Source organism: Flavobacterium kingsejongi (assembly GCF_003076475.1).
GTDB lineage: Bacteria > Bacteroidota > Bacteroidia > Flavobacteriales > Flavobacteriaceae > Flavobacterium > Flavobacterium kingsejongi.
Map to the genome: position 1 here is coordinate 3,005,500 of NZ_CP020919.1, position 12,163 is coordinate 3,017,662.

A 12,163-nucleotide genomic window follows, 5' to 3' on the forward strand; every position below is an offset into this window, starting at 1 on the left:
CATTTTAAGAGCTATTTTCCATCAAAAAATCGTTTGAAGAAATCCAGTTGCAATAGCGCTGCCTTTGACCAATAGGCCGCATTATGGTTCCCCGGATGTTCCATATAGTCGTGGAGAATTTTATGTTGTACCAAAAGATCGTGGAATTGTCGGTTTTGCTGTGCCAGCGGATCTTCAGTACCACAATCCAAAAGTATTCTTTGGCCTGAAGTTTCCAATGCTGTAATGCGGCTTCTGACCAGGTATTGCTCCCAGACGAATCCGTCATTGCCCAACACCTTATCGATGTCATACTCTTTTACATAGTCCCTAAAATCGATTACACCACACATACTGCCCAAGATACCAAAGGTCTCAGGATGCTGGCTACCAATGGTCAAAGTGCCAAAACCTCCCATGCTCCAACCGAGCAGGCAACAATTTTTAGGCCCTTTTTTGGTTGGGAAATGTGCCTCTGTATAGGAGGGAAGCTCTTTAGAAATAAAGGTTTCATACTGGATACTTTTGTTTACTGGGCTGTTGACATACCAGCTGTTAAAACCGCCGTCAGGCAGGACAAAAATTACCTGATCGGTATCTGCACGCTGTACAAGGGATGGAATATCCTGTGAAAGCGTACGTTGCGGATTGCCGCTGTAACCATGTAAAATGTAAATCACCGGATAATTACTTTTGATAGTAGTCTTATCGGGCACAATTACAAGGACAGGGATTATTTTACCCATAGATGCACTATAAACAGTGATGGAATGTGTTTTTGAAGCCTGGATACAATTAGTAATTATAAGTGCCAAAAGGAGCATTATTTTTTTCATCAGTTTTTATTTTGAAGGTTATTTTTTAGGCAGTACCGCAATGGCATCGATTTCTATTTTCATATGGTCCAATGCCAGTCTTGGCACCGGAATCAAAGTACTCACGGGATAGTTTCCATTTTTCCATATTTTTTGAACCTCTTCGGTATAAATCCTCAGTTTTTCAGCATCGTGATCCACTATCAGGATTGTAAATTTGATGACATTTTCCGGTGTAAGCCCGTAGCTGGCCAGTGCAATTTTAAGATTGGCCAGTGTAAACTGAACCTGTCTCCTAAAATCATTGCTTAATGTACCCGAGCGATCTTCCGATCCACTTTGCCCTGCGATGAAAACATACTGGCTGCTGGCAGGTGCCGTTGCGGTATGGCTAAAACCATAAGGTGATGGATCAAAAATGCCTGATGGATTTTTAAATGTTTGTGCCTTTGCAGGTAGGATGATGCTGCACAATAGCGTAGCAAATACTATTTTCATAATTAAAAAGATTAGAATTAGAAGTACAAAATTCTGTCTTTTTACTCTGTAAAACATTTACATATGTTGACGTTTATGATTTTTCCAAATCGCGTCGGATGCGGCTGAGTTGTGTAGGCGTAATGCCAAGGTAGGAAGCGATTTGATGTTGCTTCAACCGGGGTTCAATGGTATGGTATTCCATTTTGAATGTGCTATAGCGTTGTTTCGCTGTTTCATATTTCAGGGAGATTTCCAGGTTTTCTTTTGCAATAACCCAATTGATTTCGAGGTATTTCAATTGAAAAAGAGTGAGTTCATGGTATTTTTCCATCAACTGCCGAAATTCCTTGTTGGGATAAATCAGGATTTCACTGTCTTCCAGGGCACAAATGCTAAAATGGCTCGGCTGTTGCTGCAGGAGGGCGGAAGTAGAAGCCATAAAACTATTTTCTCCAAAAAACTTTTTGATGACATCATCCCCATTATCGGCACTGTGGTAGTAGGAGAACAATCCTTTTGTAATAAAAGCATACGTATCGGGAACAGCTCCCTGACGCAGGAAAAAATCATTTTTTGCAATGAATTTGGGAACAACTAAAGCAGATAATTCCCTTTTGCATTCGGGAGAGAGCTTTTGGTATTTTTCAATTTCCTCAAATAGTTTTTCCATAACGATAGCTACAATAGTAATAGGTAAAGATACACTATCTGTTACAATTGGAATTTCAATTTTGCCGGAGTATAGCCAAATTTATTCTTGAAGGCCGTGGTAAAATGATGAACGTGCTGATAGCCACAATAATCGGCGATTTCCGGAATGGATTTATGCTCATCCAGTAGCATTCTTTTGGAATATTGCATCCTGATCTCATGCAGGTAACCAAAAACAGTAGTTCCAAACAGCTGCTTGAACCCTTTCTTCAGTTTAAAATCATTCAACCCTACTTTATGTGATAACTCCAGCAAGGAATAGGGCTGGCTCATGTTTTTTTCGACCAGCTCTTTGGCATAATAAATCTTCTCAATATCTTCTTTACGCAAATTAGGAGGAGCAACCGTATTTTGTGAGGCTTCAAATTGCTCAATCTGTAGTAGTAATAATTCGATGATTTTGGATTCGAGATACATTCGTTTTAGCATGCCGGTTTTTTGGCAGCTCCCAATCTCAAACAGAATGAGGTTCATTTGAGGTGTAATAGGCATATTTTTAGGACTCAGCAGATTCACCATTTCATAGTGCCCGGATTGTTTTAGGAAATTTTGGATCGTTTTATTCTCTGCATCAGCAAAGCGATTGAAATAGGCTTCTGTAAAGTGAATTTCAAAAACCTCATGATTTTCCCTTTGTTTGCCTACCTTAAAAGTGCCTTCAAACTGATTGGAAAAGAAAAAATTATGCTGTTGGGCAGCAAAGCAAATGCGTTGATTGTGGTTTAAAGAATCTACCTGGGCTGTGCCACAAAGTGAAAAATGCATTTCATAAATGGAGTCTTTATTGTCAAAATTGATAGCAAGATCCTGGTTCATCTTACTGCTGTGTTTTAAAATATGTACCCCGTCAAACCAGGTTTGGCGAATGATAGCTTCTCCTATTTTGTCATCTTTTAGTTTTGCGGTTTTCTCCACGATACTCTGGCTGCTATTGAAACCATAGTCAAAATGATGCTCTAATAATATCTCTTTTAAATCTTTATCCTGTATAGTAAGTTTCATAATCCGTCTGGCGTAAAATATAATCCGTTTAGCGTATGTAGTCCACAGATACAATAGCAGATATTTGCAAAAATATAATTATTTAGAATCAATCTAAACAAAATAATTTCATTATGCCAAAAATTTCAAAATGGCTGGGGGACACGATGGAAGTGGTCTACCATAAATTTATACATGAGGTAAAAGTAACAGGCATCCAGTATTTGGATTCCAATTTAAAAAAAATCCGATTCACAGGGGATTTAAAAAATATTCGGTATGTGCCCGGCAATGTGGTTAAAATTCGCGTGAATGATACAGCATTCAGGCACTATACTATTTCCGCTTTTGATGCCGAATCAGGGAGTTGCGAAATTTTGTTTTACCTTCATGAAAAAGGGCCTGGAAGTGACTGGTCGGCCACATTGAAGGTCGGAGATACCGTTAGATTATTGGGGCCTGGTGGTCGTTTGCACTATATGCCGGATCAGGAAAACCATTTTTTATTTGGGGATGAAACCTCACTGGGCTGGATGCAATGCATGGAGCATGAAATTGATAAAAATAACCAATTCTTTTTCGGCTTTGTAGAATTGGATCCGGAGCATGGGCATTGGGCGAATCTGGCTGACAGTTCTGTAAAAGTAGTATCAAAATCAATGGCTGATCCGGCAGCGCCTACTATTGCCATCCTGAAAGAATGGGAAGACGACTTTTGGGAAACCTCAGACCGGATGGTTTTTTACCTGACCGGCAGGGCACAATCAATCCAGGCATTCCGAAAATTTCTATTATCCAAAGGGATTTCCGGCAGGCGCATAAAAACAGAACCGTATTGGGCCGATGGAAAATCGGGTTTATAGTGCAATAATGACATTAAGCAATACTTTTTTTGGCTTGTGCCGGCAGCTTATAGACCAATAAGGAGAAAATAATCAGGCATCCGATATCCAATACCATTCCGATCCTGAAAGCAGTATAAAAATCATCCTGAAGGGTAAAAAATGTTCCCCCAATCAATGTAATTCCCAATGCTGCTGCTGTTTGTTCAAAAGTGACATATACTCCGGAAGCTACACCTGCCAATTGTTTGGGTACATTTCGTAATGCCACATTCAATAACGACGGCAGTACCATGCCAACTCCGAGGCCATGAAGACCGAGAAGTATACAAATGGAGGTGAAAGGAACATCCTGATACTTAAAAAATGCTGCCTGGAAGCCAATTGAAATAGCGATAAGAAGTGCGCCGAATTGCAGCACTTTTTTGCCATACTTCGGTGCGAAACGAATCGATAGCAGGGAGGAAACCATAAAACCCAATCCCTGGAATACGACTATTATTCCTGAAGCAGCAGACGTCAGGCCCCGGCCTTCCTGTAGGTAAACGGAAAGCATCATAAAATAAGAATCCAGCATCATGAAAAAGAATGAAACGGCAAAGATACCAACGGCGAAGCTGGAGTAAGTAAAAAGGGTAGGGTCAATCAGGGGTAACTGTTGTTTCCGGAATTTTTGACGTTGGGAATAGGCAAAAAATAAGAGGATTATAATTGCAGTTCCGATAGATATAAATGTCCAAGCCGGCCAATGCAAATCACGACCCAGTGCTAATGGGGCAATTAACGCAATCAGCCCAGAGCTGAGTAATAGTACACCTGATACGTCAAATTTTCCATCATGCCGTTCTGTAGCTTTGAGATATTTTTGAGCCCCCCAAAAACCGAGGATGCAAATGGGCAGGTTGATGAAAAAGATAAGGCGCCAACCGGCAACTGCTCCGTTACTACCGGAAAGAATACCTCCTAATAATTGCCCGGACATTGTGGCAAGGCCGATAACAATCCCATAAATACCAAATGCTTTGGTACGTTCACCAGGCAAAGGAAAAAGGAACTGGATATAGGATAATACTTGTGGGGTCAGAAAAGCGGCACTCATTCCCTGAAAGAATCGCGCAGCATTCAGTTGGAAAGCCGTTTGGGCCAATCCACAGGAACAGGAACTCACAGTAAAAAATACCAAAGCCCAAAGGTATGTCTTCTTCCGGCCGTAATAATCTCCGGCGCGGCTTCCGGTAATCAGGAACGAAGCGTAGGCAATCAGGTAGACTGCAATCATTAGTTGTATGGATCCACTGGAGGCCTGCAGGCTGTTTTGTATGGAGGGGATGGCGACGTTGATAATAAAAATATCCATAATGACCATGAAAGTAGCCAGTAGCAGGAACGATAGCGTTATCCATCTGGAAGATAATTTCATTGTTGGAATCATAATAAGGATTGAATTGTCTTTTTTACCTGCACGAAAGGCCAGGTACTTTTATAAATACTGGCGGCTGTAACAGCCCCTTCAATAAGTAAAAATAACATATCGGCTAATGCTATTTTTTCTGTTTGGCTCTTATCGGGTATTCCTGCTATGATTTCCATGATGTAGTTGCGTTGCAGGTCTTTATGCAAGCGTATTACATTCAGGATTTCCGTTTCACCTGAATTGATTTCCGCATTGATTTTATTAAAATGACAACCTCCAAATTCCGAGCTTTCCTGAAGTTCCATCCTGAAATCGACCAATTGCAGTATTTTCTTTTTTGGATCTTTCCCATTGATGGGATAACCGGCTAGTTTTTCAAGCCAAATTTTATTTTCATACTCCAGATAGGCGAGCAGTAAAGCCGTTTTCGATTCGAAATGATTGTATAAGGATCCAATAGCAATCGCTGCCTCTTTTACAATCTGGTTGATTCCAGTGGCTGTATAGCCCTGGGTATAGAATAAATGGGAGGCTGTATTTATAATACGGTCCCGTACAGGTATTTTTTCGGGCATCATTTTTTTTACAAAGTAAATCAATTTATTTTTTAAATAGAGTGATCTATATAATTTATTTGTGCAAATATAAATTATTACATGGTTTTTTAGTCTATGTATAGTATAAGGGGGGCTTTAATTGCCCCCCAATTGTTTTTGCATATCCAGTGTAAGCATATAATTCTCCGTTGTTGGGACAATTGTACGGCTCAGCTCTTCAAAATCAGTATATTTTGTCCATAAAAAAGGATAAAAGGCAACAGTCTGATTACCATTCATATTTTCCAAATCGGTCTGCCAGCCTTTCCATTTAAAGGTTTGATAAAACTTTTGAAGATCTCCGTTCAGTGCCCATCCGATAAAGTCAGAATAGCCACAGCCCAAATTTTCCCATTGTAATGTATCTTGTGGTAAATAGTAAACCATACCGGGCTCATCGCCAATCCCACCCGCATTTAATGCAAAATAGCCACCAATTGTATCATCAGCAATGAGGAGATGTGTTGGTTGTTCGCTAACGGAGGTTACTGTTTTTCCCGTATTCCATTCCATGATGCCCCGGTCAAGTTGTGGGCTTCCGGATCCTAAAATCCTGATCCAGCCATGATCGATTAAGATGCCACCCGTTTCATAGATAATGGCACCCATGGTAGAACGTGTAGTGACTTGCGCCTGCACTAATTCCCGTTCTGCCCGTGTTGCCTCCTTGGGTAATATTTCATAATGATTGGTAGCCTCTTTCAGCCATTCCTGTATCAAATCCCATCCCGGATCTGTTGTATTAATGAGTTCGTTGATCGATTTCATGATTATAAATTGGGTTTACAAAATAAATATACTATTTCTGGTCCAAGCGATTGTTATGACAGATTAAAAAAACATTTTTAAATTCCAGCACTTTCGAAACCATCTCTTAATAATTCCGCTGTACCATTTTTATTCTCTTTTATTTAGGGCTATATTTGCAGTTCTGAAAATACTATATATTTGTAGTAGGGAAACAGTATTCCGTGCCGGTATTTTAAAGTGTTATAAATAAAAAAATAAAATCAATATGTCAGACGATAAGAAAGTCATTTTTTCGATGTCAAAATTGAGTAAGACTTACTCAAGCAGCAACAAACAGGTATTAAAGGATATTTACCTGAGTTTTTTCTACGGTGCTAAAATTGGTATTTTGGGTCTTAACGGATCTGGTAAATCATCATTATTAAAAATTATTGCCGGAGTAGATAAAAACTACCAGGGAGATGTTGTTTTTGCACCGGGTTATACTGTAGGGTACCTGGAACAGGAGCCCCTACTGGATGATACCAAAACAGTAATCGAAATTGTTCGTGAAGGTGTTGCAGAAACCATGACTGTTCTGGATGAGTTTAATAAAATTAACGATATGTTTGGCTTGCCGGAAGTATATGAAGATGCTGATAAAATGCAGCAACTAATGGACAGGCAGGCTGACTTACAGGATAAAATTGATGCTTTGGGTGCGTGGGAAATCGATACCAAACTGGAGATCGCAATGGATGCCTTGCGTACACCGGAAGGAGATACCCCGATTAAAAATTTATCCGGAGGAGAGCGAAGACGTGTAGCTTTATGCCGCCTGTTATTGCAACAACCTGATGTATTGCTTTTGGATGAGCCTACCAACCACCTTGATGCAGAATCGGTACTATGGCTCGAACAACACTTAGCACAATATGCAGGAACGGTAATTGCAGTGACGCACGACCGTTATTTCCTGGATAATGTAGCGGGATGGATTTTGGAATTGGACAGGGGAGAAGGTATTCCATGGAAAGGGAATTATACTTCGTGGCTGGATCAAAAATCAAAACGTATGGAGCAGGAAGAAAAAACAGCTTCAAAACGCAGAAAAACGCTGGAGCGCGAATTGGACTGGGTACGTCAGGGCGCCAAAGGACGCCAGACCAAACAAAAAGCACGACTTCAGAATTATGACAAATTGCTGAATGAAGATCAAAAACAACTGGATGAAAATCTGGAAATCTATATCCCGAACGGGCCACGTTTGGGAACTAATGTAATTGAAGCGAAAGGTGTTGCAAAAGCTTTTGGGGATAAATTACTGTACGAAAACCTGAATTTTACATTGCCACAGGCTGGAATTGTTGGAATTATCGGGCCTAATGGTGCGGGAAAAACAACTATTTTCAAAATGATCATGGGCGAAGAAACTCCAGACAAAGGAGAATTTGCTGTAGGTGATACTGTAAAAATAGCATACGTCGATCAGACCCACTCTAATATTGACGCTAATAAATCCATTTGGGAAAATTTTGCTGATGGGCAGGAATTAGTGATGATGGGTGGTAAACAGGTAAATTCAAGAGCCTATTTAAGTCGTTTCAATTTTGCTGGAAGCGATCAGAATAAAAAAGTCTCCATGCTTTCCGGTGGTGAGCGTAACCGTTTGCACTTAGCAATGACACTGAAAGAAGAAGGAAACGTCCTATTACTGGATGAGCCAACGAATGACCTGGATATTAATACGCTTCGTGCACTGGAAGAAGGGTTGGAAAATTTTGCAGGCTGTGCCGTAGTAATCTCTCACGACAGATGGTTCCTGGATCGAATTTGTACTCATATTTTAGCGTTTGAAGGCGATTCAGAAGTGTACTTTTTTGAAGGTAGTTTCTCCGAATATGAAGAGAATAAGAAAAAACGTCTTGGTGGTGATTTGACTCCGAAAAGACTGAAATATAAAAAACTGATCCGAAACTAATTTCTAAAATCCCGATAGTCTTATCGGGATTTTTTTTTTTCAATTTTAAGCGTAGATTTGCAATCCCAATCTTATTGAAAGTCCTACACTTATGTCAAAAATTACCTTGTTATTTTTGAACATTTTTTTTCTAACTGTTTTTCCTGTGCCTTCTCAGGAAAAGGATACCATTAGAGAAGAAAAGCTCTATAAGTCCATCCTTAAAGGTGAAAACCTTTTAACAGCTATGGAGTATAAAGAATGTCTTGAACTCTGTCAGTACAACATCAAAGAGTCCCTGAAACTCCATAATGACTATTATACTACGATATCCTATAATACGATTGCCGGCGTATATGAAGTGCTGAAAGAAACAGATAAGGCGCTTTACTATTACAATAAAGCATTGCACCACGCCCAAAAATCCAGGAATGATAAAACGATGAACTGGATTTATAATAATCTTGGAAACATCTACCTGTTTGACAAGAAAAATGCGGACAAAGGGATTGAGCTGTATATAAAATCATTGCAGCTGAGTGAAAAGATAAAAGACACCACTGAAATCAATTATACGAGACTCAATTTAGGCTGGGCTTATTTTTGTAAGGAGGAATATGAAAAAGGATTTTCAGAAATAGAATTTGTAAAAAAACATCCAAAATTTAGTGCAGACGCCGATTCTCAACTGATCCTCAATACCCTTTATGGTATTTATTACAGCCATATAAAAGACATCAAAAAAGCAGATTATTATTTTGACAAAGCCATTAGAATAGGGGAGCAAAATGATAAATCACTGGAACTTGCAGAGACCTACAATCAATATTCCACGCATCTGTTTAGCATCGGCAATTACAAACAGGCTTACCTGATCAGTGAAAAAGAGAAAATCCTTCAAAAAGCGATATTTACCAGCACTAAACTGAGGAATGCTCAGATGGCCTGTGCCAGTTTTGAAATTGATGAATTCAAGCGGGAAATCGATAAGATTGAAAGTGAAAATAAAGTACACGAACAAAATCTTATGATGTCAAGGATTATTGTTGTTTTGGCCATTGTTATTATGGTGTTCCTATTATTATTGCTATTTTCCCTTTACCGTAATATAAAATTCAGGAAGAAGATTAATGCCTATCTCACTTCTGAAAATGTAGAGCTGGCCGAAGCCAAAAACCGGGCCGAGGAATCTTCCATACTCAAAAGCCAGTTTATTTCGACTATTAGCCATGAATTGCGTACGCCTTTATATGGTGTTATTGGAATGACCAATATTATCCGGGAAGAGCATCCCGAATTGGAAGATAATCCCCATTTTAAATCCCTGCAGTTTTCTTCTACCCACTTGCTCAAACTGATCAATGAGATCCTGCTGATCAATAAAATAGAAGACAAAAAAGCTACCAGAAAATTTACTGCGTTTCAATTGTCCGATGAAATAAATACAATCAAAGACAGCCTGGATTATATTGCGCACCGCAATAAAAATGAAATCAGGATTGAAATCGATCCCGATATCCCGGAATCCCTTATAGGCGATAAAATTATGTTGTCACAGGTATTGGTCAACCTAACGAGTAACGCACTTAAATTTACTACAAATGGGCAGGTATGCCTAATCGTTGACCTGATTGGGATTGATAATGGATATTGTACGATGCGTTTCAAAGTAATGGACACGGGTTGTGGTATTGACATCCAGGATCAGAAAAAGATTTTTGATAAATTTGTACAGATTAACCGCAAAGAAGAGGATTATCAGGGCACAGGACTGGGATTATCCATTGTAAAAGCACTTTTAGACGCTCAGGGCAGTGAAATAATCCTGGAAAGTAACAAGAATGTAGGCTCAGTCTTTATCTTTACGCTTCGGTTCGAAATCGACAATGCGATAACCTATCCAACCGCCCATAAACAACTGAATATAAACGTGCTGTATCAATACAAAGTTTTAATAGTAGAAGACAATAAAATCAACCAAATGGTCACCCGTAAAATCCTCGAGAAAAAGCAGTGCGAATGCGTATTGGCTGAAAGCGGGGCAGAAGCGGTGGCACTTTTGGAAACGGAAACATTTGATGTAGTCCTGATGGATATTAATATGCCGGTGATGAATGGATTTGAAACGACACGCCTGATTCGCAGTAAGGGAATTACCACACCGGTAATTGCGCTTACAGCATTTGATAAAAACCAGATTGTAGAGGAAGTATATGCATCCGGTATGGATGGTATCATTATCAAGCCTTTTGAGCCGGAAAAATTGTTCAGTATGATTGAAGAGTTAACCCATAAAAAAAACGCTGATTAATACCAGCGTTTTTTGTTTTGTTTTGAAGCATCCGATTTTCGTGATTTAGTACGTTCTCCGCCACGGTTGGAATTGCCTTGTTTTTTTTCTGTGGTTGCACTTCCGCCGCCACTTCCTTCCGCCCATGGATAAGGATGGTCTTCTATCGTTTTTACATTCACTTTAATAAGCTTTTGGATATCGGACCAGTAGGCCTTTTCATCTTTACTGCAAAAAGAAATTGCGATTCCACCATTTCCAGCACGTCCGGTTCTACCAATACGATGTACATACGTTTCAGGGATATTGGGAAGGTCGAAATTGATTACAAAAGGTAACTGGTCTATATCGATACCACGGGCAGCAATATCCGTAGCTACCAGTACACCGACTTCTTTCGTTTTAAAATGCTCCAATGCCCTTTGTCTGGCATTTTGGGATTTGTCACCGTGAATTGCTTCGGCATTGATTCCGTTTTTCTTCAGGGCTTTTACAACATTATCAGCACCGTGCTTGGTTCTTGTAAAAACCAATACATCGGATAAATCGTCATTTTTGATCAGGTGATACAGTAATTGCCTTTTATTTTCTTTTTCAACAAAATAAACGCGTTGTTCTACAGTTTCTGCTGTGGAAGAGACAGGAGATACGGTAACATATTCCGGAGATTTCAGGAAGGCATCTGCCAGTTCCCGGATCGCCATAGGCATTGTAGCAGAAAACAATAAGGTTTGTCGGTTGGACGGGGTCAGTTTGACGATTTTTTTCACATCGTTGATGAATCCCATATCCAGCATTTGATCTGCTTCATCCAGTACAAGAAAGTGCAATTGATCAAGATCAATAAATCCCTGCTTGTGTAAATCCAGTAATCTTCCCGGAGTAGCGATAAGCACATCGACTCCTTTTTTTAATTTGTCTACCTGCGGCACCTGTGATACACCACCAAAAATAGTAAGTTGTACCAGGTTAGTATATTTTCCATAAGCATCAAAACTTTCTCCAATTTGTATGGCAAGTTCCCGGGTTGGAGTTACAATCAGGGCACGGATTTGTTTTGCTTTTTTGGATGACCCTACCATATGATGCAAATGATTGATGATCGGGATTGCAAAAGCAGCCGTTTTACCGGTTCCGGTCTGTGCACAGCCAATGAGGTCAGTTCCTTTCAATATGATCGGGATAGCCTGTTGCTGTATCGGCGTGGGTGTGTTATAGCCTTCGTCAATGAGGGCTCTTTGAATACTTTTATTTAATGATAAATCTTCGAATTTCATAAGTGTATTTTGTGCTTTAGTGATAAAGCCATTATAATGATGTTACAAAGGTAACTTTATTCTTGTAAATAGCATGAACTAAATTGTGC

Annotated in this window: 11 protein-coding genes; 3 read left to right on the top strand and 8 right to left on the bottom strand. The window is 39.6% G+C overall.

Translation table 11 applies throughout. From position 1 onward, the window contains the following. Positions 1 to 11 precede the first annotated feature (11 nt). The 4 genes from FK004_RS13490 to FK004_RS13505 all read right to left on the bottom strand — a co-directional run bounded on the left by FK004_RS13490 (position 12) and on the right by FK004_RS13505 (position 2,987). Positions 12 to 815 carry an alpha/beta hydrolase gene (locus FK004_RS13490; protein ID WP_108737731.1) on the bottom strand — a complete coding sequence of 268 codons (804 nt, stop codon included), beginning with the start codon at positions 813 to 815 and terminating at the stop codon, positions 12 to 14. An 18-nt stretch (positions 816 to 833) separates the two neighbouring features. Further along, positions 834 to 1,292: a RidA family protein gene (locus tag FK004_RS13495; RefSeq protein ID WP_108737732.1), complete on the bottom strand. Its 459-nt coding sequence runs from the start codon at positions 1,290 to 1,292 to the stop codon at positions 834 to 836. A 73-nt stretch (positions 1,293 to 1,365) separates the two neighbouring features. Further along, positions 1,366 to 1,944, bottom strand: a complete 579-nt coding sequence (locus FK004_RS13500; protein WP_108737733.1) for a Crp/Fnr family transcriptional regulator — start codon at positions 1,942 to 1,944, stop codon at positions 1,366 to 1,368. A gap of 41 nt (positions 1,945 to 1,985) precedes the next feature. Then, positions 1,986 to 2,987 carry a helix-turn-helix domain-containing protein gene (locus tag FK004_RS13505; RefSeq protein WP_108737734.1) on the bottom strand — a complete coding sequence of 334 codons (1,002 nt, stop codon included), beginning with the start codon at positions 2,985 to 2,987 and terminating at the stop codon, positions 1,986 to 1,988. Between the two features lie 113 nt (positions 2,988 to 3,100). Here FK004_RS13505 and FK004_RS13510 point away from each other — a divergent pair, with 113 nt between their 5' ends. Further along, entirely contained in the window at positions 3,101 to 3,829 is a 729-nt protein-coding gene (locus FK004_RS13510) for a siderophore-interacting protein (RefSeq protein ID WP_108737735.1), read from the top strand. A 13-nt stretch (positions 3,830 to 3,842) separates the two neighbouring features. On the opposite strand, the gene FK004_RS13515 is transcribed toward FK004_RS13510, so the two are convergent. From FK004_RS13515 to FK004_RS13525, 3 genes are all read right to left on the bottom strand, one after another. Beyond that, the gene (locus tag FK004_RS13515; RefSeq protein ID WP_108737736.1) at positions 3,843 to 5,240 is read right to left on the bottom strand and encodes an MFS transporter; all 1,398 of its coding nucleotides are present in this window, start codon (positions 5,238 to 5,240) and stop codon (positions 3,843 to 3,845) included. Next, the gene (locus FK004_RS13520; RefSeq protein WP_157956105.1) at positions 5,237 to 5,800 is read right to left on the bottom strand and encodes a TetR/AcrR family transcriptional regulator; all 564 of its coding nucleotides are present in this window, start codon (positions 5,798 to 5,800) and stop codon (positions 5,237 to 5,239) included. Before FK004_RS13520 ends, FK004_RS13515 begins: the two co-directional genes overlap by 4 nt. 114 nt (positions 5,801 to 5,914) lie before the next feature. Then, positions 5,915 to 6,586: a DUF2625 domain-containing protein gene (locus FK004_RS13525; RefSeq protein WP_108737738.1), complete on the bottom strand. Its 672-nt coding sequence runs from the start codon at positions 6,584 to 6,586 to the stop codon at positions 5,915 to 5,917. A gap of 247 nt (positions 6,587 to 6,833) precedes the next feature. On the opposite strand from FK004_RS13525, the gene ettA reads away from it, so the two are divergent. Both ettA and FK004_RS13535 read left to right on the top strand, forming a co-directional pair. Next, the gene (gene ettA, locus FK004_RS13530; protein WP_108737739.1) at positions 6,834 to 8,528 is read left to right on the top strand and encodes an energy-dependent translational throttle protein EttA; all 1,695 of its coding nucleotides are present in this window, start codon (positions 6,834 to 6,836) and stop codon (positions 8,526 to 8,528) included. 115 nt (positions 8,529 to 8,643) lie between these two features. After that, positions 8,644 to 10,818, top strand: a complete 2,175-nt coding sequence (locus FK004_RS13535; protein ID WP_170108559.1) for a tetratricopeptide repeat-containing hybrid sensor histidine kinase/response regulator — start codon at positions 8,644 to 8,646, stop codon at positions 10,816 to 10,818. Here the strand turns inward: FK004_RS13535 and FK004_RS13540 are convergent. Further along, positions 10,815 to 12,074 carry a DEAD/DEAH box helicase gene (locus FK004_RS13540; RefSeq protein WP_108737741.1) on the bottom strand — a complete coding sequence of 420 codons (1,260 nt, stop codon included), beginning with the start codon at positions 12,072 to 12,074 and terminating at the stop codon, positions 10,815 to 10,817. The two genes, FK004_RS13535 and FK004_RS13540, sit on opposite strands and share 4 nt — an antisense overlap. Positions 12,075 to 12,163: the final 89 nt, after the last annotated feature.

Bases quoted from the DNA above. Each gene is read 5' to 3' on its own strand.
- FK004_RS13510 (WP_108737735.1), top strand. From the start codon at position 3,101: ATGCCAAAAATTTCAAAATGGCTGGGGGACACGATGGAAGTGGTCTAC.
- FK004_RS13495 (WP_108737732.1), bottom strand. From the start codon at position 1,292: ATGAAAATAGTATTTGCTACGCTATTGTGCAGCATCATCCTACCTGCA.
- FK004_RS13490 (WP_108737731.1), bottom strand. From the start codon at position 815: ATGAAAAAAATAATGCTCCTTTTGGCACTTATAATTACTAATTGTATC.
- FK004_RS13520 (WP_157956105.1), bottom strand. From the start codon at position 5,800: ATGATGCCCGAAAAAATACCTGTACGGGACCGTATTATAAATACAGCC.
- FK004_RS13500 (WP_108737733.1), bottom strand. From the start codon at position 1,944: ATGGAAAAACTATTTGAGGAAATTGAAAAATACCAAAAGCTCTCTCCC.
- FK004_RS13505 (WP_108737734.1), bottom strand. From the start codon at position 2,987: ATGAAACTTACTATACAGGATAAAGATTTAAAAGAGATATTATTAGAG.
- FK004_RS13540 (WP_108737741.1), bottom strand. From the start codon at position 12,074: ATGAAATTCGAAGATTTATCATTAAATAAAAGTATTCAAAGAGCCCTC.
- FK004_RS13515 (WP_108737736.1), bottom strand. From the start codon at position 5,240: ATGATTCCAACAATGAAATTATCTTCCAGATGGATAACGCTATCGTTC.
- FK004_RS13525 (WP_108737738.1), bottom strand. From the start codon at position 6,586: ATGAAATCGATCAACGAACTCATTAATACAACAGATCCGGGATGGGAT.
- ettA (WP_108737739.1), top strand. From the start codon at position 6,834: ATGTCAGACGATAAGAAAGTCATTTTTTCGATGTCAAAATTGAGTAAG.